Source organism: Streptomyces sp. NPDC003027 (genome assembly GCF_053591435.1).
On record NZ_JBSFTU010000008.1, the window covers coordinates 14,329 to 35,033 of the forward strand.

Genomic DNA, 20,705 nt, shown 5'->3' on the forward strand with positions numbered 1-20,705 from the left:
GGACCCGCCAGCGAGCCCGGACGTCGAAACAGGCGACGGGGCGGGCGGGGCTGAGTAGGCTCGGTTTCCATGGAGCATGAGGTGTTCGTTCCGGTTCCGGCCGAGGTCCTGCGCGAAACGCTGACGGACCCGGCCCGGGTGGCGCGCTGCGTCCCCGGCCTCCAGCAGGACACCGGCACGGAGGCGGGCCCCCTCTCGGGCCGCCTCAGGATCCGGGCCGGCGGCAACACCATCACCTACCGGGGCACGCTCCGGCTGACCGAACGCGACGGAGTCGTCGCCGTCGAGGGCGAGGGCGCCGAGGTGCGGGGCAAGGGCTCGGCGCGGCTGTCCCTGACGATCGCGCTCGCCCCGGCGCCGAACGGTACGACGCTCACCTTCACCGGCGCCCTGACCTCGGACGGCCGGCTCGCCGACCTCCCCGACGAGACGCGCGCCTCGGCCGGCGGGCGGCTCCTCGACAGGTTCGCGGAGAGCCTCGCCGCAGCGGCGATCGAGCACCTGCGCGCCGACGCCGACGCGGACGACGCCGACGACGCCGTAGCCCACACCGCCTCCGATCTCGACGCCGACCTGGAGACGGAGGACGACAGCGACAGCGACGGGGTCGACGACGGCGTGGAGGAACCCCACCGCCCCTCCGTCCACGACACGCCCGTCCCCCCGCCCTCCCTCGACCCGCTCGGCGAGGAGGAGTTCGACGAGACGGCGGTCGACTACCCCGCCGAAGCACCCGCCGCCGAGGCCGCCCACGCCCGGCGGACCATGATCGGACGCAGCGCGGAGGAGGTCGACCACGCCCCGCCGCGCGGCCGTTACGCCCCCGTTCCCGCCCCCGACTCCTCCAGCGCGGGCGCCACCCTGCGCTGGATCGCCCCCGCCGCCGCGCTCGCCCTCGCCTCCGCCGTCGTCGTCGGCCGGGCACTGCGCCGCCGCCGCTGAGCACGTTCCCCGGCGGGCCCGTCTAAGGTCGGTGTCGTGAGCAAGCAGACGCGACTGACGGCGGGCGACGCCGAGTTGACCATCAGCCCCGACAACGGCTGCCGGATCGAGAGCCTGCGCATCGGCGGCACCGAACTGCTGCGCCAGGGCGAGCGGTACGGCTGCTTCCCCATGGTGCCCTGGTGCGGGCGCACCGCGAACGGACGCTTCCGCAACGGTGCGACCAGTCATCAGCTGCCCCTCAACGCGCCCCCGCACGCCGTCCACGGCACCGGCCGCGACACGGCGTGGAAGACCGCCCGCGCCGGTGAGCGCGAGGCCGCCTTCACCTACGACCTCGCGGAGCCCTGGCCGTACACCGGCCGGGTCACGCAGCTCTTCGAGCTGTCCGAGGACGCCCTCACCCTCACCCTCGGGGTCGAGACGGTCGATGACTCCTTCCCGGCCCAGGCCGGCTGGCACCCCTGGTTCCTGCGGAACCTGGGAGACGGCGGCGAGGACGTACGGATCGACTTCACCGCCGACTGGCAGGAGGAGCGCGGCCCCGACCACCTCCCCACCGGCCGCCGGATCGGCCCCACCCCCGGCCCCTGGGACGACTGCTTCGGCATGCCCGACGGCGTCGACGTCACCCTCACCTGGCCGGAGCGACTGGAGCTGAAGGTGACCAGCCGCGCGGAGTGGGTCGTGATCTACGACGAGCAGAAGGAGGCGGTCTGCGTGGAGCCGCAGTCCGGACCACCGAACGGCCTCAACACCCACCCCCGGTACGTGACCCCGATCGACCCCCTGGAGATCACGGCGGCCTTCGCCTGGCGGCGGCTCTGAGCGTGCGGCGCGAGGACACCGCATAAGCTCGGGGGCATGACTGACGTACGCGCTGACCTGCTCCAGCAGATCAAGGACAAGGCCGTGGTGCACGGCAAGGTGACCCTCTCCTCGGGTCGGGAAGCCGACTACTACATCGACCTGCGCCGGATCACGCTGGACGGCGAGGCCGCGCCGATGGTCGGTCAGGTCATGCTGGACCTCACCGCCGATCTGGACTTCGACTGCGTGGGCGGTCTGACGCTCGGCGCCGACCCGGTCGCCACCTCGATGCTGCACGCCTCCGCGGCGCGCGGGCAGCGCCTGGACGCCTTCGTCGTCCGGAAGGCGCAGAAGGCGCACGGTATGCAGCGCCGTATCGAGGGCACGGACGTCAAGGGCCGCCGCTGCCTGGTCGTCGAGGACACCTCCACCACCGGCGGCTCCCCGCTGACCGCCGTCGAGGCGGTGCGCGAGGCGGGCGGCGAGGTCGTGGCCGTGGCCACGATCGTCGACCGGGGCGCGGCGGGCGCGATCGCCGAAGCCGGTCTGCCGTACCTCACGGCGTACGAGCTGAGCGACCTCGGTCTCGCTTGAGCGGCGCCGACCGACGCGAAGTCGTGACGTGGCCCCCGAGCCGTGTGCTCACCGGGCCTGACCTGCGACTTTGGTAGGGGGTGGACCGTTTCACGTGAAACAGTCCACCCCTTCGCCCTGGTGTCCGGGAAAGAGTCTGGAAAGATGGGGCCCGACGATGACGTCGCCCCAGGTCAGGGCCAAGCACGCCACGCACACACCGCACATCACAAGGAGCGGACGAATGCCCATCGCAACCCCCGAGGTCTACAACGAGATGCTCGACCGGGCGAAGGCAGGCAAGTTCGCCTACCCGGCCATCAACGTCACCTCGTCCCAGACCTTGCACGCTGCGCTGCGCGGCTTCGCCGAGGCCGAGAGCGACGGCATCATCCAGATCTCGACCGGCGGCGCCGAGTTCCTGGGCGGCCAGTACAGCAAGGACATGGTCACGGGCGCCGTCGCCCTGGCCGAGTTCGCGCACATCGTCGCCGCGAAGTACGACATCACGGTCGCCCTGCACACCGACCACTGCCCGAAGGACAAGCTGGACGGCTACGTCCGCCCGCTGCTCGACATCTCCGCCGAGCGCGTCAAGGCCGGTCGCGACCCGCTGTTCCAGTCCCACATGTGGGACGGCTCCGCCGAGACCCTCGCCGACAACCTGGCCATCGGCCAGGAGCTGCTGGCCAAGGCCGTCGCCGCCAAGATCATCCTTGAGGTCGAGATCACCCCGACCGGTGGCGAGGAGGACGGTGTCAGCCACGAGATCAACGACGAGCTGTACACCACCGTCGACGACGCGATCCGCACCGCCGAGGCCCTCGGTCTGGGCGAGAAGGGCCGCTACCTCCTGGCCGCCTCCTTCGGCAACGTCCACGGCGTCTACAAGCCGGGCAACGTCGTGCTCCGCCCCGAGCTGCTCAAGGACCTCCAGGCGGGCGTCGCCGAGAAGTACGGCAAGGCCTCCCCGTTCGACTTCGTCTTCCACGGCGGCTCCGGCTCCACGGCCGAGGAGATCGCCACCGCGCTGGAGAACGGCGTCGTGAAGATGAACCTGGACACCGACACCCAGTACGCCTTCACGCGTCCGGTGGCGGACCACATGTTCAAGAACTACGACGGTGTCCTGAAGGTCGACGGCGAGGTCGGCAAGAAGTCCACCTACGACCCGCGCACCTGGGGCAAGCTGGCCGAGGCGAGCATGGCAGAGCGCGTGACCGAGGCGTGCGCGGCGCTGCGCTCGACCGGCACCAAGCTGAAGTAACCGCGCGGTTCACGTTCCGGAAGGGGCCCGGCACCATCGCCACCGCGGTGGTGCCGGGCCCTCCGTATGTCTGGAGGCTGCGAGTGACGACGTACGACTTCGACCGTCAGGTCGACCGGCGTGGCACCTCGTCGGTCCAGTGGGACGGGATCGCGGACCGCTTCGGCGCCGGGGACCTGCTCCCGTTCACCATCTCCGACATGGACTTCGCCTCCCCGCCCGAGGTCCTGGCCGCCCTGCGCGACCGGGTGGACCACGGGGTCTTCGGCTACACGGACTGGCGGCTCGGAGAGTTCCGGGAGGCGATACGGCACTGGTACGCCACCCGGCACGACACCGCGATCGACATCGAGACGCTGGTGTACGCCCCGTCGGTGCTGAGCCAGCTCTCCCAGCTGCTGCGGATGTGGACGGCGCCCGGCGACGGGGTCGTCGTGCACACCCCGACGTACGACGGCTTCCACAAGGTGGTCACCGGCCTGGGGCGGGACCTGCGGGGCGTGCCCGTGGGCGACACCGAGGCGTTGGCGGCGGAGCTGGCGCGGCCGGGCGCCCGGATGCTGCTGCTGTGTTCGCCGCACAACCCCACGGGGAGGGTGTGGCGGGATGAGGAGCTCGCGGAGTTCGCCCGGCTGGCCGAGCGGCACGGCGTCGCGGTCGTCAGCGACGAGATCCACGCGGACCTGGTGGCGGACGGCCACCGCCATCTGCCGTTCAGTCGCTTCGCCGAGGCCGGGCGCGGCCGGCGGTGGGCCCTGATCACCTCGGGCACCAAAGCCTTCAACTTTCCGGCGCTGACCGGCTCGTACGGGATCGTGGGCGACCCCGGTGAGCGGGAGGCGTTCGTCCGGCGCATGGAGACCGGCGAGGGCCTCGCCTCCCCGGCCGTGCTCTCCCTGACCGCGCACATCGCCGCCTACCGGCACGGCGGGCCCTGGCTGGACGAGCTGCGGCGGTATGTGGCCGGCACCATGCGCATGCTCGCGGAGCGGCTGGCCGAGGGCCTGCCCGGGGTGGAGTGGACGCCTCCGCAGGCCGGCTATCTGGCCTGGATCGATCTGCGGCCGCTCGGCATCGACGAGAGCGCGCTCCAGCGCGAGCTGATCGAGCGCGAGAAGGTCGCGATCATGCCGGGCGCGGTGTACGGAGCGGCGGGTTTCGTGCGGCTGAACCTCGGCTGTCCGAGGAAGAAGGCGGAGCGGGGCGTGGACGCGCTGGTGCGGGCGGCCGGGAGGCTGCGGACCCGGTGAGCCGGGGGGCGGAGCCGTCGCGTCGGGGGCAGCATGCAGACATGGAGGACATCAGGCTCGCCTCGGGGACCGGCCGGTGGATCGTGCTCACCACCGTCCTCGGCTCGGGGATGGCGCTCCTCGACTCCACCGTCGTCAACATCGCCCTGCCCCACATCGGCCGGGAGTTCGGCACCGACATGGCCGCCCTTCAGTGGACGGTCAACGCCTACATGCTCACGCTCGCCGGACTGATCCTGCTGGGCGGGGCCCTCGGCGACCGCTACGGCCGGCGGAAGGTCTTCGTCGTCGGGGTGGTGTGGTTCGCGGCCGCGTCGCTGCTGTGCGGGCTCGCCCCGAACGCGGGCGTGCTGATCGCCGCTCGCGCCCTCCAGGGTGTGGGCGGAGCCCTGCTCACGCCCGGGTCCCTCGCGCTGATCCAGGCGAGCTTCCACCCGGACGACCGGGCGCGGGCGGTGGGGCTGTGGTCGGGGTTCGGCGGTGTGGGGGCGGCGGTCGGTCCGTTCGTCGGCGGCTGGATGGTCGACGGGCCCGGCTGGCGGTGGGTCTTCCTGATCAATGTGCCGCTGGCGGCGCTGTGCGTGCCGGTGGCGTTGCGGCACGTCCCGGAGTCGCGCGACGGGAGCGCTCACGGCCGGTTCGACATGGCCGGCGCCGCCCTCGGCGCCGGTGCGCTCGCGCTCCTCACCTACGCCCTGATCGTGGAGGCGTGGTGGCCCGGGGCGCTCGGTGTCGTGGTCGGTGCCGCGTTCGTGGGGGTGGAGCGGCGACGGGCCGAGCCGATGGTGCCGCCCTCGATCTTCGCCTCCCGCCAGTTCACCGCGGTCAATCTGGTGACGCTGTGCGTGTACGCGGCGTTCGGCGGCTTCTTCTTCCTCGCCGCGCTCCAGCTCCAGGTGGTGTCGGGGTACAGCGCGCTCGGCGCGGGCACGGCCCTGCTGCCGACGACCGTGCTCATGCTGCTGCTGTCGGCGAAGGCCGGTGAGGTGGGGGAGCGGATCGGGCCGCGGATTCCGCTGACCGTGGGCCCGCTGCTGTGCGCGGCCGGGATGCTGCTGATGCTGCGGGTGGGGGAGGACGCCTCGTACCCGCGCGACGCGCTGCCGGCCCTGCTTGTGCTGGGCCTGGGCATGACCGTCCTGGTGGCGCCGCTGACCGCGACCGTGCTGTCGTCCGTGGAGGTCTCCCGGGCGGGCCTGGCGAGCGGGATCAACAACGCGGCGGCGCGGGCGGCGGGGCTGCTGGCGGTGGCGGCCCTGCCGATGCTGGCCGGGATGGGCCCGGAGGCGTACCGGTCGGCGGCGGAGTTCGGGGAGACGTTCCGACGGGCGATGCCGATGTGCGCGGGGCTCCTGGTGGCCGGTGCGGTGCTGGCGTGGGCGACGGTCCGGGCGCCGGTCGCGGCCGCGGAATGCCACCCCGGGTGCCGTGTCCACTGCGGGGTGACCTCGCCGCCGCTCGACCCGGGCGAACGGGAGGGCTCCGGGGGCCGGTGAAGCGAGGATGAGCGGGAGGACTCCCCGAACTCGGCTGCCGGCCCGTACGCCTCCGGGGGCCGGTGAAGCGGGGATGAACGGGAAGGGCTCCGGGGGCCGGTGGGGTGGGGCGCTGAGGCAGACTGGGGCCATGGCCATCCACGAGAACCTGCTGGGGGGACCTCCCCCCACCCACCTGCCCGACGATCCCGAGCCGCGCGAGCTGCTCGCGAACGGCACGGCACCGGCGGACGTCGCCGCGAAGTACCCGACCTCCTCGCTGGCCTGGGCCCAGCTCGCCGACGAGGCGTACGAGGGCGGCCGGGTCATCGAGTCGTACGCCTACGCCCGTACCGGGTACCACCGCGGCCTGGACGCGCTGCGCCGCAGCGGCTGGAAGGGACACGGCCCGGTCCCGTGGGAGCACGAGCCGAACCGGGGCTTCCTGCGGGCGCTGCACGCGCTCGCGCGGGCGGCCGGCGAGATCGGTGAGAAGGACGAGTACGAGCGCTGCTCGGCGTTCCTGCGCGACTCCTCCCAGACGGCGGCCGACACCCTCGGCTGAGGCGCGGTGCCCCCGGGGGCGCGCCCGCCCCCGGGGTCACCCCGTGCCCTGGTCCGCCCGCCCCACGGCCCTGGGGTGCGGGAGGAAACCGGTCATAGTTCCGCCAGCGTTCGAGAGCCGTTCGAAAGGACGGTTACGATCCTCCGGACCGTTGTACCGATCCGCCGGCACAGAGGCCCCACCCTCTCCCCCCATTCCGGCCGACGCAGGGGAGAAGTCTGTCTTGGGCAAGCGTGCCGCCGCACCCACCGGACGACGACGAGCGCGGAGCCGCGGACGCGGCCGGGGGCGGTCCGGACGGCGTCCGATGGCGCGGCTGCTCTTCCTCGCGCTCGGTCTGGTCGTGCTCTCCCTCGGCGGCGGCGCCGCCCTCGCCCACTTCCACGGCAGCCCGGACGCCGACACCGCCGCCGGGCCACCGGAGCCGGCCGGCGAGACGCCCGCTCCGCGAGCCACCCCGTCGAAGTCGAAGTCGACGCCGAAGCCCAAGCCCACGCCGACGCCTCCGCCCAGACCCAAGCCCAAGCCGAGCGCGAAGCCCACGCCGACGAGGACGACGGTCCCCGCCTCCGGCGCGGGCACCTTCACCACCGCCCGGTCCAGTGGCGACCCCGTCGGCACCGGTGGCTCGCTGCGCCGCTACCGCGTCCAGGTCGAGGACGGCATCGACCTCTCCGCCCGCGACGCCGCCGCCGAGATCCAGCGGATCCTCGCCCACCCGCGCGGCTGGGCGGCGCACGGCCGTGGCCGGTTCCAACTGGTCGCGGAGAACGCCGACTTCGTCATCCGGATCGCCACACCGGCCACCGCCGACCGGCTCTGCCTCGCCAACGGACTCGACACCCGCGGCGAGTTGAACTGCGAGACGACCACCGGCGTCGTGGTGAACCTCAGGCGCTGGATGCTGGGCTCGCCGCAGTTCGCCGGCCCGCCCTCCGAGTACCGCCATCTGATCATCAACCACGAGGTCGGCCATGAGATCGGGATCCGGCAGCACCTGGGGTGCCCCGGGCCGGGGCGGCTCGCGCCCGTGATGATGCAGCAGATCAAGGGCCTCGACGGCTGCCGTTCGAACGCTTTTCCGTATGACGAAGATGGCACCTACATCACCGGTCCGATCGTGTCATGATGCGCATGGGACCGCGTGCCCGCAGCGCGCGGACCCGAGGGGACCGGGGCTCCACTGCCACACGGAAGGAGCGGACCGCTACCCGGTAGTACGTATCGAGGAGACAGAAATGTCCACCTTCCCCGATGCCTCCGGAGCCGGTTCGGTCGATGACCCGAACCTCGACTTCGCGGGCACGACGCCGTACGAGGACTATGTCCAGGCGGACGTTCTCACCCACCTCCAGCAACTGCGCTCCGACGATCCGGGCGAGATGGTCTTCCTGGTCACCACCCAGGTCATGGAGCTGTGGTTCACCGTCATCGTCCACGAGTGGGAGACCGCGAGCCGCGCGCTGCGCGAGGACCGCGTACCCGTCGCGATGGACGCGCTCAAGCGGTCCGTGCGCGAGCTGGAGGCCCTGAACCACTCCTGGCGGCCGCTCGCCCAGCTCACCCCGGCGCAGTTCAACTCCTACCGCGGCGCCCTCGGCGAGGGATCCGGCTTCCAGTCGGCGATGTACCGGCGGATGGAGTTCCTGCTCGGCGACAAGTCCGCGTCGATGCTGGTGCCGCACCGCGGCGCGCCCCGGGTCCACGCGGAGCTGGAGAAGGCGCTCCAGGAGCCCAGCCTCTACGACGAGGTGCTCAGGCTGCTCGCCCGGCGCGGACTGCCGGTGCCGGCCGCCGTCCTCGACCGCGACCTGGCCAAGAGGTACGAGCCCTCGCCCGAGATCGAGGAGGTCTGGGCCGGGATCTACGCCGAGCCCGACCAGAACGGCGAACTCGTCCGGCTCGGCGAGGCGTTGAGCGATGTCGCCGAGCTGGTCTGGCGCTGGCGCAACGACCACCTCGTGGCGACCCGGCGTGCCATGGGCTCCAAGACGGGCACGGGCGGTTCGGCGGGCGTGGCCTGGCTGGAGAAGCGGGCGCAGAAGAACGTGTTCCCCGAGCTGTGGACGGCACGCAGCCATGTCTGAGCCCCTGAAGACCCGGGAGACCCTGCCCGAGAAGGCGCTGCGCCTGGACGCGCACGACGGACTCGGCAAGCTGCGCGAGAAGTTCACCCTCGACGAGGTGACCTACCTCGACGGGAACTCGCTCGGCGCCCTGCCCGCCCACGTCCCCGCCCGGATGGCCGACGTCATCACCCGCGAGTGGGGCGAGCTGCGCATCAGGTCCTGGGACGAGAGCGGCTGGTGGACCGCGCCCGAGCGGATCGGCGACCGGATCGCCCCGCTCGTCGGCGCCGCCCCCGGCCAGGTCGTGGTCTCCGACTCGACCAGCGTGAACGTCTTCAAGGCCGTCGTCGGCGCCGCCCGGCTCGCCGGTGAGGGCCGGGACGAGATCCTCGTCGACGCGACCACCTTCCCCACCGACGGGTACATCGCCCAGTCCGCGGCCCGGATGACCGGGCACCGGATCGTGCCGGTCGCACCCGCCGACGTACCCGGCGCCGTCGGCCCGCGCACGGCCGCCGCGCTCGTCAACCACGTCGACTACCGCACCGGTCGCCTCCACGACCTGCCCGGCATCACCGCCGCGCTGCACGCGGCGGGCGCGCTCGCCGTCTGGGACCTGTGCCACAGCGCGGGCGCCCTGCCGGTCGGCCTGGACGAGCACGGGGTCGACCTGGCCGTCGGCTGCACCTACAAGTACCTGAACGGCGGCCCCGGTTCGCCCGCGTACCTGTACGTCGCCGAGCGGCACCAGGCCGCCTTCGACTCCCCGCTGCCCGGCTGGAACTCGCACGCGGACCCGTTCGGGATGACCCCGGGCTACGAGGCGGCGGCGGGCGCGCTCCGCGGCCGCGTCGGCACCCCGGACATCCTCTCCCTGCTGGCGCTCGAATCGGCGCTGGACGTGTGGGACGGGGTCGCGATCGAGGACGTCAGGGAGAAGTCCCTCGCCCTGACGGACTTCTTCATGGAGTGCGTACGGGAGTACGTCCCGGCCGGCCGGGTCACGTCGCTGACCCCGGAACCGCACGCAGAGCGCGGCAGCCAGACCGCCCTGAGCTGCGCCGAAGCACCCGCCGTCATGGCGGAGTTGATCCGGCGCGGGGTGGTCGGCGATCTGCGCCGCCCGGACGTGCTGCGGTTCGGCTTCACACCGCTGTACGTCGGCTTCGCCGACACCGAGCGGGCCGCGCGCGTCCTCGCGGATGTTCTCGCGGACGTGCCCGCCTCCTGAGGCCGGAAGGTCGGATGATCGCTTGATCTGCGGGGGCCGTACTCCTGGTACCGTCCCCGCAGGTCAGGCCAATTCGGCCCCGTCACCGAGAGGTTGGAACAGCATGCCGGACCCCGCCGCGCGCGACGCCGCCGAAGAGGCATCGGCCTTCTCGCACCCGGCCGTCACCCCGGACGCCTCCGCCGCGTACGGCGAACACCCCGACCAGGTCGTCGACTTCTACGCCCCGCGCGACGGCCGGCTGCGGGCCCCGCTCGTCGTCGCGCTGCACGGCGGCGCCTGGCGGGCACCGTACGACCGGAGACATCTGACCCCTTTCGTGGACTTCCTGGCCCGCCGGGGCTTCGCCGTCGCCAACGTCGAGTACCGGCGCGGCAGCGACATCCCCCGCCAGGGCGGTACGGCACCGGTCGCCGGGCGCTGGCCCGAGACGTTCCACGACGTGGCCGCCGCGCTGGACGCCGTACCCGCGCTGGCCGCGGAGCACCTGCCGCAGGCCGACGCGCGGCGGGTCGTCCTCACCGGCCACTCGGCGGGCGGCCACCTGGCCCTGTGGGCCGCCGCCCGGCACGTCGTCCCGGCGGACTCGCCCTGGCGGCTGCCCGCGCCGCCCGCGCTGCGCGGGGTGGTGGCGCTGGCCCCCATCGCGCACTTCGACCGGGCGGTGGAGCTCGGCGTGTGCGGCGACGCCGTGACACAACTCCTGGGAGGACCGGGGGAGTTCGACGTAAGGGCGCGGTACACCGACCCCGCGCTGCTGCTGCCGACCGGCATCGCGACCACGGTCGTCCAGGGCCGTGAGGACATCGTCGTCCCGCAGCCCGTCGCCGAGGCCTATGTGGAGGCGGCGGCGAAGGCCGGGGAGATGGTCGGATTCACGCTCCTCCAGGACGTCGGCCACTTCCCGCTGATCGACCCGGCGGCGGACGCGTGCGCGGTGGTGGCGGAGGAGATCGCCCAGCTCGCCTTCTGAAACCGCGTCTCGCCTTCTGAAACCGCGTCTCGGCTTCTGCGGGGCAGGACGCGGATGAGCCGGTAGTCCTCAGGGAGGACCCGGAAGGATCCCCATTCCTGGTGACGACCGCGTCACCCGGGCCCGCCTACCGTTGGCGGCGTGACCGAGACCCGTGAAACGAGCCGCAGCCCCGAGTTCCGCCTGGCCCAGGGCGCACTCGGCGGGCTGCGCGAGGACCTCTTCAACGACGCCTTCGCCTACCGGCCGCTGCTGCCGGCGCCGCCGGACGGACGGCTGCTCCGGCGGCTTCCGGAGCGGATACGGAGCCGGATGGCGTGGGCCCCGCACGCGGCCGTAGCCGTCTGCGCCTTCTTCGTCTTCCTGATCGGCGCGACGGTCGCCGACGGGTCCGCGCCTCCCCTGATGGTGGTGTACGCCTTCCTGCCCGCGGTGATCGTGCTGCTCACCCTGGTCCGCCCGGTCCTCGCCTTCTGGGCCTCGCTCGCCTCCACCCCCTTCCTCGGGTACATGGGTGATTCCGGCGACGGCTGGCCCTGGGCGCCGAACTCCTTCGCCGCGCACGTCATCGTCCTGACGGTGGTCGCCGCCCGCACCCGGCCCCGCACCGCGGCCTGGATGTGGGCGCTGACCTGCGGATACGCGGTCCTCGTCGAGTTCTTCCTCGGGATCGGCGACGGCTCCGACGCGCCGCAGCTCCTCTTCGTCGCCGCGCTCGCCCTGCTCGTCGTGACCGTTCTCCAGGTCCGCCGCCAGGCCGAGGAGGAGGTCACCGCCCAGCAGACCGTGACGGCCCACGAGCGCTCCCGCCGCACCCTCCTGGAGGAGCGCACCACCATCGCCCGCGAGCTGCACGACGTCGTCGCCCACCACATGTCGGTGGTCGCCATCCAGGCCGAGGCCGCCCCCTACCGGGTGGAGAACCCGCCGCCGGAGCTGGAGCAGGCGTTCGTCACCATCCGCGAGAACGCGGTCGCGGCCCTCACGGAGCTGCGGCGCGTCCTCGGAGTCGTACGGGCGGAGGACTACGAGGCCCCCGACGCCCCGCAGCCCACCCTCGCCGACCTGGAAGGGCTGGTCGCCAACGTCCGCGACGCCGGGCTCGACATCGAGAAGACGGTCACGGGCGCGGTGCGGGAGCTTCCGCAGGGCGTCGAGCTCTCCGCGTACCGGATCATCCAGGAGGCGCTGAGCAACGTCCTGCGGCACGCGCCCGGCGCGGCGGCGAAGGTCGAGGTCAGCTATGTCCTCGGCGGGCTCGGCCTGCGGATCGTCAACGGCCCGGCGCGCGGCCTGGTGAAAGCCTCGCCGGGTGCGGGGCACGGCATCACCGGCATGCGGGAGCGTGTGACCATGCTCGACGGCGAGATGACGGCCGAGCCGACCGAGGACGGCGGCTACGAGGTGACGGCGTTCATCCCCGTGACGCGAGAGGGGACCGAACAGTGATCCGCGTACTGATCGTCGACGACCAGATGATGGTCCGCGAGGGCTTCTCGGTGCTGCTCGGCGCCATGCCGGACATCGAGGTCGTCGGCGAGGCCGTCAACGGCCGGGAGGCGATCGCGCAGGTGGCGGCCCTGCGCCCGGACGTGGTCCTGATGGACATCCGGATGCCGGAGCTGAACGGCATCGACGCGACGCGCGAGATCGTGGCGGCGGACGCGGACGCGAAGGTGCTGGTCCTGACGACCTTCGACCTCGACGAGTACGTGTACCAGGCGCTGCGCGCGGGAGCCTCGGGCTTCCTGCTGAAGGACGCGTCGGCACGGCAGCTGGCCGACGGGGTACGGGTGGTGGCCGCCGGCGAGGCGCTGCTGGCGCCGACCGTCACGAAACGGCTGATCACCGAGTTCGCGAAGGCGGCCGAGACGCCCAGGCCGCCGGCGTTGTCGCGGGTCGGCGAGTTGACCGAGCGGGAGACCGAGGTCCTGGTGCTGATCGCCCAGGGCCTGTCGAACGCCGAGATCGCGGACCATCTGGTGGTGGCCGAGTCGACGATCAAGACGCATGTCAGCCGGATCCTGGTGAAGCTGGGGCTGCGGGACCGGACGCAGGCGGCGGTCTTCGCGTACGAGGCGGGACTGGTGCGGGCCGGCGGGTGACGCGGGTAGCGTCCGCCCATGGACGCTGCCTTCGACCCCTGGTCCCCCGCCTTCGTCGCCGACCCGTACCCCGCCTACGCCGAGCTGCGGGCCCGGGGCCGCGCGCACTGGTACGCGCCGACCCGGCAGTGGCTGATCCCGCACCACGAGGACGTGTCGGCGCTGCTGCGGGACCGGCGCCTGGGCCGCACGTACACGCACCGCTTCACGCACGAGGAGTTCGGCCGCGAGGCGCCGCCGGCGGCGTACGAGCCGTTCCACACCCTGAACGACCACGGTCTGCTCGACCTGGAGGCCGGGGACCACACGAGGATCCGGCGGCTGGTGTCGAGGGCGTTCACGCCGAGGACGGTGGAGCGTCTGGAGCCGGCGGTACGGCGGCTGGCGGCCGCTCTTGTCGGCGGCCTGGTGGACCGGGGCGGCGGGGACCTGCTCGCGGAGGTGGCGGAGCCGCTGCCGGTGGCCGTGATCGCGGAGATGCTGGGGATCCCGGACGACGAGGAGGAGCGGGGCCGGCTGCGGCCGTGGTCGGCGGACATCTGCGGGATGTTCGAGCTGAACCCGTCGCAGGAGACGGCGCGGCGGGCGGTGCGGGCGTCGCTCGAGTTCTCGGCGTATCTGAGGGAGCTGATCGCCCGGCGGCGGAAGGAGCCGGGCGACGACCTGATCTCGGGCCTTGTGGCGGTGGAGGAGCTCTCCGAACAGGAGATGGTCTCCACGTGCGTGCTGCTGCTCAACGCCGGGCACGAGGCGACGGTCAACACGACCGTGAACGGCTGGTGGACGCTGCTGCGGCACCCCGAGCAGCTGGCGGCGCTGCGGGCCGACCCCGAGGGGATGTCGTCCACAGCCGTGGAGGAACTGCTGCGGTACGACACGCCGCTGCAGATGTTCGAGCGCTGGGTCCTCGACGACATCGAGATCGGCGGTCAGGTGATCCCGCGCGGCTCGGAGGTCGCCCTTCTCTTCGGCTCGGCCAACCGCGATCCGGCGCGCTTCGGCGCCACGGCCGACGAACTGGACCTGCGCCGGGCCGACAATCCGCACATCACCTTCGGCGCGGGCATCCACTACTGCCTGGGCGCCCCGCTGGCGCGACTGGAGCTGACGGCGGTCTTCGCGGAGCTGCTGCGCCGGGCACCACGGCTTCGGGCGGTGGCGGAGCCGCGCTGGAAGCCGGGTTACGTGATCCGGGGGTTCCACGAGCTCCTGGTGGAGGTGTGACCCGCCGGGATCAGCCCCCTGCGCGGGTTGCCGCCTTCGGCAGGACCAGTCCCCACGCCTCCGGGCGGACCGCCCAGGTCCGGCGGCGGACCGGTCCCGACACCACGCGATCGGCCCGGTAGCGGAAGTCCGGGCCGGAGACGGTGAGGGTGCGGGCGCGCGCGTGGACGGCGGGTCCGGAAGGAGGGCGCACCGTGACATCCGCCACTCCGCCCAGCGAGCGGACCGTCACCCCCTCCACCGGCGCGTCCACGTCGCTGAGCAGGACGCCGTCCGCCTCCACCCGCAGGCGGTGGGTGCGCACCGCCAGCTGCGCGGGGGAGGGGCGCACCAGCGTGCGGACCAGGGAGCGGCAGGTGTCCCAGACGGAGGGCGGGGCGAAGGTGAGGGAGTCGCCCGGCACGGCGGGCACGTCCAGGTCGCCGAGGACGACCCCGTCGCTGTCGTCGACCAGCAGGTCCAGACGGCGTACCGCCCCGTCCAGGACCGCGCGGGCCGCCGCCACCGCGCTCTGCGGCACGCCGAGGGCGTGCGTCACTTCGAGGGAACCGGGAGCACCGATCGGAACGAGGGCGAGCATCCCGTCCGCGAGCTCACGCTCCCGGTGCAGAAACGTCACGGTGCGTAGCAGCGCACGGTCGTCCCCTATCACCACAGGGCGGCGCGACCCCCGCCGCGCCAGGGCCCGGAAGAATTCCTCCGGGGTGTCCGGCAGGCAGATCTTCGCTTCCGCTCCCGCACACAGCACATCTTTCGCGATCCGTACGGACTCGCCGTCACTTCGGCGGGCGACCGGGTCGATGACCACCAGCAGCTGGTCGTGAGCCGACACCTCGGTCCTTCCTCGGGTAGCATCTTTGTGCAAGAGCCCCTTGCGCTATTGCGCCAGGGGCTTCGTCTATTCCGGGGCACACCGGTGAGGCGGCGGAAGCCCGCTGACCTTGACATGCCCCGCCCGGAAGGGGTGTACGCCTGTGCCCGCACTTGTGCTGCTCGGTGCTCAGTGGGGTGACGAGGGCAAGGGAAAGGCCACCGACCTCCTCGGTGGATCCGTTGACTATGTGGTGCGTTACCAGGGCGGCAACAATGCCGGCCACACCGTCGTCGTAGGCGACCAGAAGTACGCGCTGCATCTTCTCCCTTCCGGAATCCTCTCCCCGGGGTGCACCCCGGTGATCGGAAACGGTGTCGTCGTCGATCCGGCGGTCCTGCTCTCCGAGCTGAGCGGGCTGAACGAGCGCGGCGTCGACACGTCCAAGCTCCTCATCAGCGGAAACGCGCATCTCATCACGCCGTACAACGTCACCCTCGACAAGGTGACGGAACGGTTCCTCGGGAAGCGCAAGATCGGCACCACCGGTCGGGGCATCGGCCCGACCTACGCCGACAAGATCAACCGCGTCGGCATCCGGGTCCAGGACCTCTACGACGAGTCGATCCTGACCCAGAAGGTCGAGGCGGCGCTGGAGGGCAAGAACCAGCTCCTCGCCAAGCTCTACAACCGTCGCGCGATCGACGCCGCGCAGATCGTCGAGGAGATGCTCCAGTACGCGGAGCAGATCAAGCCCTTCGTCGCCGACACCACCCTGATCCTGAACCAGGCGCTGGACGACGACAAGGTCGTGCTCTTCGAGGGCGGCCAGGGCACGCTCCTGGACGTCGACCACGGCACGTACCCCTTCGTCACCTCCTCGAACCCGACGGCGGGCGGCGCCTGCACCGGCGCCGGCGTGGGCCCGACGAAGATCAGCCGGGTCATCGGCATCCTCAAGGCGTACACGACCCGTGTCGGCGCCGGTCCGTTCCCGACGGAGCTGTTCGACGAGGACGGCGAGGCGCTGCGCCGCATCGGCGGCGAGCGCGGTGTCACCACCGGCCGTGACCGCCGCTGCGGCTGGTTCGACGCGGTCATCGCCCGGTACGCCACCCGCGTCAACGGCCTGACCGACTTCTTCCTCACCAAGCTCGACGTGTTGACGGGCTGGGAGCAGATCCCGGTCTGCGTCGCGTACGAGATCGACGGCAAGCGCGTCGAGGAGCTGCCGTACTCGCAGACGGACTTCCACCACGCGAAGCCGATCTACGAGATGCTGCCGGGCTGGACCGAGGACATCTCCAAGGCCCAGACCTTCGCGGACCTGCCGAAGAACGCGCAGGCGTACGTGAAGGCCCTGGAGGAGATGTCGGGCGCGCCGATCTCCGCGATCGGCGTCGGCCCCGGCCGCACCGAGACGATCGAGATCAACTCGTTCCTCTGACAGGTGGCGGGTGGCCACGGAAGCCGGTGGGGTCTCCTCACCGGCTTCCGTGCGAAACGGCGGGCGGGTGAATGTGGGAGGGCGGCGCACGCGAGCACACGGGCGCAGAGCGGCGCCGGGTCTGAGTTACCCCCGGTGTCTTGTCTCGGACAGCTTCAGCGCGAGGGCAAACAGGGCAATTGTCACCAGCCACGCGGCTACGCTTCCGGCCGGGTACAGCGCAAGGGCCCACCAGGTGTGCGACGCGTGGCCACCGGGTTGATAGGCGCGGCCGAGGACGAGGTTGAGGATGAGGAACAGCAGCCCTGCCGCTGCCCCCATCGCCTCATTGGCGAGGCGTCGTGTGAGGAGGGCAAGGGCGAGGAGCAGAGTGGCGTTGCGGGCAACGTCCATGCCCGTCATCAGCCCCGCCACGTGTGCAAGCACCACGGTGAGGACGACGGCACCCTGGTCGAAGCTGCGGATGGGGACCACCGCTGTGCTCTCTGCTTCGTGTAGACGTCGTTCCAGGCAGTACATGACGGCGAGGACCAGGAGGACCGGGGTGAAGTAGGCGAGGCGGGCGCCGGCCATACCGCCGGTCATGCTGGGAACAGGAACTTCAGCCGTCCCCACCGTGCCGCAGGCCAAGATGAGCAGGGCGAGCGCGATGGGAACGGTCCACCAGCGGCGAACGGTGATGACGTAGCGGTTCATGAAACGATCCGGACGCAGTGCTTTTGGCTCGCGGCCGTCTCGTTGAACCAGGCGGCCTGTCGTTCGGCCGGAAGGTGGCGGATTTTTTGGAGCGCCGCCCAGTCCGTGTCGAGCGTCCCCCGCCGTATGGATTCTTCGTCGACTCCGATTACCAGGGCGGCCCAGGCTGCGGCGGGAGAGCCCGGCTGTCGGCAGTCGGTCACGCCAGCGAGCGCAGCCGCCCCAGTCACTGCCGACTCCGCCAGACCTGAGGTGTACTGGTCGCGGTCGTCCCCGCCATGTTTGGGAGGGAGCGACCAGTACAGCGGCCACGTGCCAGGCTTGACAGCGATCTTCGAGGAGGCGAGGCGCAGCTCTCGCGGGGCGATTATCCCGGCGGCCTTCAGCCGGTCGATCGGAGCCAGCGCATCCCGGCGCAACTTTTCGGCGTAAGGCTTGTACTCCGGTGGCACGCATACCCTCGGCGCCTGACCGGTACAGGCCATGGCGACACTGCGGGGGCTGGTCGGGGGTTGGTAGCCCCAGTCGATCACCAGCGCGCGGCCGGTGACGAAGGTGGCTGCCATTACGAGCACGCTCACAGCTGCGATCCAGGGACGTTCGCGCATCTTGGTCAAGAACCAGAAGGCGAGGGCGAGACCGGCGACAACGAGCCAGGGCACTGCAAACACGGCGGGCTCGCGAACATCGGTGACGGTCGATGTCCCGTCGATGAAACCACCCAGGTGGCGAAGGTAGGGGTTGGCCATCGCGTGTGGCATGGACAGCCAAGCCCAGCAGCCGATCCCGACGACGGGGGCGGCAATGCTTCTGGGGAGGATAAGCCCGAGACACCAGCCGATGATCAGCCAGCCGAGGGGAAGCACGACCAGGTGCGCCACAGCAAGCCATCCAGCATCGCCGGGCCAGACACCCACCGCTCGGCGGGCCATCAGGAGCGCCGCAGCGATGAGCACGAGATGCAAGATCAGGACTGGCCCGGCGGCCCGCAAGAGCTGTTGCGGGCCGCTGCGTGCGCTGGTGATCCGCATAGCGCCCAGAATGCGGTGGCGGCCCGCTTCCCATGCCGCGGCCCCGGCCACCGCCGGGGCGATGATCGCCATGGCGAAAGCGGCCAGTTCACCGGACTCCACCCCGTATCCCGACGGCTTGGTGTAGGTGACATCGTCGATGTACAGACCGACGTAGAACAAGGCGGGCAGGGCCAGCCACGGTACAGCCGAGGCCCGGAGATTCGCCCAGGTGATCATTCGGTCGCCTCCAGCAGCGACGCGTAGGCGCTTTCCAGAAGTCGGCCGGGCGCGCAGCCCGGTTGGGCGTGGGCGGCAAACTCCTCAACCGCTCCCTTGAACCTCGGCCTACCTGCTTCGAGGACCACAACCTCGTCGAAAGCCTGGTCGAGGTCGCCGATGTCGTGGGTGGAGACGATCACATGGACCGTGCCACGCAGCGAAATCAACAAGTCCAGGAACCGGCGCCGCTGGTGCGGGTCCAGCCCTACGGTGGGTTCATCGAGGAGCAGCAACTCGGCGTCATGGACGAGCGCTTGCGCTATAGCGATCCGCTGCTGCTGGCCACCGGACAACGTCTTGATCTTACTGTTGATCTTGTCAGTAAGCCCGACTCGTTCGATCGCCTCCGGCGCCGTGTGCCAGGCGTCACGCTCACGCATGCCCTTGAGCCAGCCGACGTACGCCACATGCTCTCTGCATGTCAGTCCGGGCAGGAATCCAGGCCGTTGCGGCAGCCAGGACACCTTGTGCCGGTAGCCCCGCACCTGCCTGCGATTGGACGGGTCTAGCCTTCCGTAGCGGACGAGTCCCGACTGCGGCGTCGCGGCGCTGGCGCCGAGGGAGAGCAGAGTGCTCTTGCCCGCGCCGTTCGGTCCGAGAAGGACGGTGTGCCCCGGCGAGAACTCCAGATCGAGCCGGTCGAGGACGGGTCGTGATGTCCGGGGGTAACGGAAGGTGCAGGACTGGTAGTGCAAGGGCATGGGTGGTACCTCGGCGCCGGAGAGGCTCGTCCGGCCCCACGCCCACAGGACAGAGGGGCGGACGAACAGGGTCGTTAGTAGGAGACGGTAAGGGACTTGACCCAGAGCCGGACGCCTGTAAGAGAGTCGTTGACGGCGAAGTAGTAGTCGCCGGAGCCGTGGTCGGACCACGTACCTGTCGACGTGGACGTGGCGCTGGCGTGACAGTTCGTGAAATTGGCCTTCGTGTAGTACGGGTCGGGCCCGACGGTGTCCTTGCGGAGCACGACGCTGGTGGACGAGATGTTGCCGTCGTTGTCGCATCCAGTGAACTTGATCGTGGTGGTGCCGCCCGAGTCGTACCAGCGGCGGGATTCGTATCCCGGACCGACTCCCGACAGGTAGCTGGACCAGCTCGCGGCCTGGGCGGGCGCGGTGAGGATGCCGAGCACGGCCGCGGCGCCAAGCGTAACGGTGCCTATTCGGCGAGCGGGCTCACGAAGGGCGATCAGACGTGTGGATCTCATGTGTCGTCCTCGGGTTGGTTGGTGTGGACGACGAGGACTTTATGTACGCGATCAACGCGTGATCAATCGCTTCTAGTGTTTCGGTCGCTGGTTTGACTCATCGTCGCTGCACTGGCCGAATATGTCAGGAGTCATTACGGGAAGGCTGGAGTCTGAAAGGGCGGCCCTTAGCATGACTTCGGGGTAATTCCACTATGGTGACGACGAATATGTCACGTTCAAGGCCGATGGGAATGGTCCGCGCTCAACGGGCCCGCTCTCGGCAGCTCCGTTCCACGGTGCGTTCTGCCCGTGGGTTGAAGATCTGGAGCTCCCCGTCCGGCGATCAGCGTAAAACTAGGCGTACCAAGAGTGATCGTCCCTCGGCGCGGTTCCGGTGTACCGCAGGACTTCGATGGCAGCCCCAGCTCCAGAACATCTCCGGTGATGCCCTTTCGGCCGGGTTTGCCCGTGGGGCCCTTCGTCACTGTTCGCCGTCCAGCGCGAATGCTTCGCCGTACTCCGCCTGCGCGGCTGTGGTCGGCTGGCTGGCGGCGGTTTTGCGCTGGTCGTAGATATGCCGTACCAGAGTGGCCAGAACCGGAAATCGGTCGCGGGTGCGCTGGTCCATCCCGTGACTTGGTTCGCCGGGACTCCCGTTTGACGTCCGCCTCGGCGGCCTTGATGGAGCAGGGCGCGGCCCACTGACCCCACTGGGCCGAATCCTCGGTGGTCCACAGGGCGATGTAGAGGTAGAGGAAGCGGACGGTCAGCAGATCAGGCTTGGCG

The 20,705-nt window shown here is 71.1% G+C and carries 21 protein-coding genes; 15 read left to right on the top strand and 6 right to left on the bottom strand.

The window, feature by feature from the left end; genetic code table 11:
- Positions 1-69: 69 nt before the first annotated feature.
- The 14 genes from ACWDX6_RS08540 to ACWDX6_RS08605 all read left to right on the top strand — a co-directional run bounded on the left by ACWDX6_RS08540 (position 70) and on the right by ACWDX6_RS08605 (position 14,484).
- On the top strand, positions 70-942 hold the full coding sequence (locus tag ACWDX6_RS08540) for an SRPBCC family protein (protein ID WP_451484186.1): 873 nt from the start codon (positions 70-72) through the stop codon (positions 940-942).
- A gap of 36 nt (positions 943-978) precedes the next feature.
- Complete coding sequence (locus ACWDX6_RS08545) at positions 979-1,770, top strand: aldose epimerase family protein (RefSeq protein ID WP_451484187.1); 792 nt, start codon at positions 979-981, stop codon at positions 1,768-1,770.
- Positions 1,771-1,806: 36 nt separating this feature from the next.
- Positions 1,807-2,346 carry an orotate phosphoribosyltransferase gene (gene pyrE / locus ACWDX6_RS08550; protein ID WP_451484188.1) on the top strand — a complete coding sequence of 180 codons (540 nt, stop codon included), beginning with the start codon at positions 1,807-1,809 and terminating at the stop codon, positions 2,344-2,346.
- A 223-nt stretch (positions 2,347-2,569) separates the two neighbouring features.
- On the top strand, positions 2,570-3,592 hold the full coding sequence (fbaA, locus tag ACWDX6_RS08555) for a class II fructose-bisphosphate aldolase (protein ID WP_451484189.1): 1,023 nt from the start codon (positions 2,570-2,572) through the stop codon (positions 3,590-3,592).
- An 83-nt stretch (positions 3,593-3,675) separates the two neighbouring features.
- Positions 3,676-4,842: a MalY/PatB family protein gene (locus ACWDX6_RS08560; protein ID WP_451484190.1), complete on the top strand. Its 1,167-nt coding sequence runs from the start codon at positions 3,676-3,678 to the stop codon at positions 4,840-4,842.
- A gap of 41 nt (positions 4,843-4,883) precedes the next feature.
- Positions 4,884-6,338: an MFS transporter gene (locus ACWDX6_RS08565; RefSeq protein WP_451484191.1), complete on the top strand. Its 1,455-nt coding sequence runs from the start codon at positions 4,884-4,886 to the stop codon at positions 6,336-6,338.
- A 130-nt stretch (positions 6,339-6,468) separates the two neighbouring features.
- Positions 6,469-6,882 (top strand): DUF3151 domain-containing protein, encoded by a 414-nt coding sequence (locus ACWDX6_RS08570; protein ID WP_451484192.1) that lies wholly within the window; start codon positions 6,469-6,471, stop codon positions 6,880-6,882.
- Between the two features lie 307 nt (positions 6,883-7,189).
- Positions 7,190-8,011, top strand: coding sequence for a DUF3152 domain-containing protein (locus tag ACWDX6_RS08575; RefSeq protein WP_451484193.1), 822 nt, complete (start codon positions 7,190-7,192; stop codon positions 8,009-8,011).
- 109 nt (positions 8,012-8,120) lie between these two features.
- Positions 8,121-8,969 carry a tryptophan 2,3-dioxygenase gene (locus tag ACWDX6_RS08580; protein ID WP_451484194.1) on the top strand — a complete coding sequence of 283 codons (849 nt, stop codon included), beginning with the start codon at positions 8,121-8,123 and terminating at the stop codon, positions 8,967-8,969.
- The gene (kynU, locus tag ACWDX6_RS08585) at positions 8,962-10,182 is read left to right on the top strand and encodes a kynureninase (RefSeq protein ID WP_451484195.1); all 1,221 of its coding nucleotides are present in this window, start codon (positions 8,962-8,964) and stop codon (positions 10,180-10,182) included. The genes ACWDX6_RS08580 and kynU overlap by 8 nt, the downstream gene beginning before the upstream one ends.
- Before the next feature lie 103 nt (positions 10,183-10,285).
- On the top strand, positions 10,286-11,155 hold the full coding sequence (locus tag ACWDX6_RS08590; protein WP_451484196.1) for an alpha/beta hydrolase: 870 nt from the start codon (positions 10,286-10,288) through the stop codon (positions 11,153-11,155).
- Positions 11,156-11,296: 141 nt separating this feature from the next.
- A complete protein-coding gene (locus ACWDX6_RS08595; protein WP_451484197.1) occupies positions 11,297-12,604 on the top strand; it encodes a sensor histidine kinase in 1,308 nt (435 codons plus the stop codon).
- Positions 12,605-12,630: 26 nt separating this feature from the next.
- On the top strand, positions 12,631-13,260 hold the full coding sequence (locus ACWDX6_RS08600) for a response regulator (protein WP_451484330.1): 630 nt from the start codon (positions 12,631-12,633) through the stop codon (positions 13,258-13,260).
- An 18-nt stretch (positions 13,261-13,278) separates the two neighbouring features.
- Complete coding sequence (locus ACWDX6_RS08605) at positions 13,279-14,484, top strand: cytochrome P450 (RefSeq protein ID WP_451484198.1); 1,206 nt, start codon at positions 13,279-13,281, stop codon at positions 14,482-14,484.
- Between the two features lie 10 nt (positions 14,485-14,494).
- On the opposite strand, the gene ACWDX6_RS08610 is transcribed toward ACWDX6_RS08605, so the two are convergent.
- Positions 14,495-15,316, bottom strand: coding sequence for a diacylglycerol kinase (locus ACWDX6_RS08610; RefSeq protein ID WP_451484199.1), 822 nt, complete (start codon positions 15,314-15,316; stop codon positions 14,495-14,497).
- 142 nt (positions 15,317-15,458) lie between these two features.
- Here ACWDX6_RS08610 and ACWDX6_RS08615 point away from each other — a divergent pair, with 142 nt between their 5' ends.
- Positions 15,459-16,742, top strand: a complete 1,284-nt coding sequence (locus ACWDX6_RS08615; RefSeq protein WP_356888214.1) for an adenylosuccinate synthase — start codon at positions 15,459-15,461, stop codon at positions 16,740-16,742.
- A 126-nt stretch (positions 16,743-16,868) separates the two neighbouring features.
- On the opposite strand, the gene ACWDX6_RS08620 is transcribed toward ACWDX6_RS08615, so the two are convergent.
- From ACWDX6_RS08620 to ACWDX6_RS08640, 5 genes are all read right to left on the bottom strand, one after another.
- Positions 16,869-17,438 (bottom strand): hypothetical protein, encoded by a 570-nt coding sequence (locus ACWDX6_RS08620; RefSeq protein ID WP_451484200.1) that lies wholly within the window; start codon positions 17,436-17,438, stop codon positions 16,869-16,871.
- Positions 17,435-18,688 (bottom strand): DUF7224 domain-containing protein, encoded by a 1,254-nt coding sequence (locus ACWDX6_RS08625; RefSeq protein ID WP_451484201.1) that lies wholly within the window; start codon positions 18,686-18,688, stop codon positions 17,435-17,437. The genes ACWDX6_RS08620 and ACWDX6_RS08625 overlap by 4 nt, the downstream gene beginning before the upstream one ends.
- The gene (locus ACWDX6_RS08630; RefSeq protein WP_451484202.1) at positions 18,685-19,431 is read right to left on the bottom strand and encodes an ABC transporter ATP-binding protein; all 747 of its coding nucleotides are present in this window, start codon (positions 19,429-19,431) and stop codon (positions 18,685-18,687) included. Before ACWDX6_RS08630 ends, ACWDX6_RS08625 begins: the two co-directional genes overlap by 4 nt.
- A gap of 74 nt (positions 19,432-19,505) precedes the next feature.
- The gene (locus tag ACWDX6_RS08635; RefSeq protein WP_451484203.1) at positions 19,506-19,937 is read right to left on the bottom strand and encodes a hypothetical protein; all 432 of its coding nucleotides are present in this window, start codon (positions 19,935-19,937) and stop codon (positions 19,506-19,508) included.
- Between the two features lie 463 nt (positions 19,938-20,400).
- A complete protein-coding gene (locus ACWDX6_RS08640; protein ID WP_451484204.1) occupies positions 20,401-20,547 on the bottom strand; it encodes a hypothetical protein in 147 nt (48 codons plus the stop codon).
- Positions 20,548-20,705: the final 158 nt, after the last annotated feature.

Bases quoted from the DNA above. Each gene is read 5' to 3' on its own strand.
- ACWDX6_RS08570 (WP_451484192.1), top strand. From the start codon at position 6,469: ATGGCCATCCACGAGAACCTGCTGGGGGGACCTCCCCCCACCCACCTG.
- ACWDX6_RS08600 (WP_451484330.1), top strand. From the start codon at position 12,631: ATGATGGTCCGCGAGGGCTTCTCGGTGCTGCTCGGCGCCATGCCGGAC.
- ACWDX6_RS08605 (WP_451484198.1), top strand. From the start codon at position 13,279: ATGGACGCTGCCTTCGACCCCTGGTCCCCCGCCTTCGTCGCCGACCCG.
- ACWDX6_RS08580 (WP_451484194.1), top strand. From the start codon at position 8,121: ATGTCCACCTTCCCCGATGCCTCCGGAGCCGGTTCGGTCGATGACCCG.
- pyrE (WP_451484188.1), top strand. From the start codon at position 1,807: ATGACTGACGTACGCGCTGACCTGCTCCAGCAGATCAAGGACAAGGCC.
- ACWDX6_RS08625 (WP_451484201.1), bottom strand. From the start codon at position 18,688: ATGATCACCTGGGCGAATCTCCGGGCCTCGGCTGTACCGTGGCTGGCC.
- ACWDX6_RS08540 (WP_451484186.1), top strand. From the start codon at position 70: ATGGAGCATGAGGTGTTCGTTCCGGTTCCGGCCGAGGTCCTGCGCGAA.
- ACWDX6_RS08630 (WP_451484202.1), bottom strand. From the start codon at position 19,431: ATGCCCTTGCACTACCAGTCCTGCACCTTCCGTTACCCCCGGACATCA.
- ACWDX6_RS08640 (WP_451484204.1), bottom strand. From the start codon at position 20,547: ATGGACCAGCGCACCCGCGACCGATTTCCGGTTCTGGCCACTCTGGTA.
- ACWDX6_RS08575 (WP_451484193.1), top strand. From the start codon at position 7,190: ATGGCGCGGCTGCTCTTCCTCGCGCTCGGTCTGGTCGTGCTCTCCCTC.
- ACWDX6_RS08590 (WP_451484196.1), top strand. From the start codon at position 10,286: ATGCCGGACCCCGCCGCGCGCGACGCCGCCGAAGAGGCATCGGCCTTC.
- kynU (WP_451484195.1), top strand. From the start codon at position 8,962: ATGTCTGAGCCCCTGAAGACCCGGGAGACCCTGCCCGAGAAGGCGCTG.
- ACWDX6_RS08565 (WP_451484191.1), top strand. From the start codon at position 4,884: ATGGAGGACATCAGGCTCGCCTCGGGGACCGGCCGGTGGATCGTGCTC.
- fbaA (WP_451484189.1), top strand. From the start codon at position 2,570: ATGCCCATCGCAACCCCCGAGGTCTACAACGAGATGCTCGACCGGGCG.
- ACWDX6_RS08635 (WP_451484203.1), bottom strand. From the start codon at position 19,937: ATGAGATCCACACGTCTGATCGCCCTTCGTGAGCCCGCTCGCCGAATA.
- ACWDX6_RS08620 (WP_451484200.1), bottom strand. From the start codon at position 17,438: ATGAACCGCTACGTCATCACCGTTCGCCGCTGGTGGACCGTTCCCATC.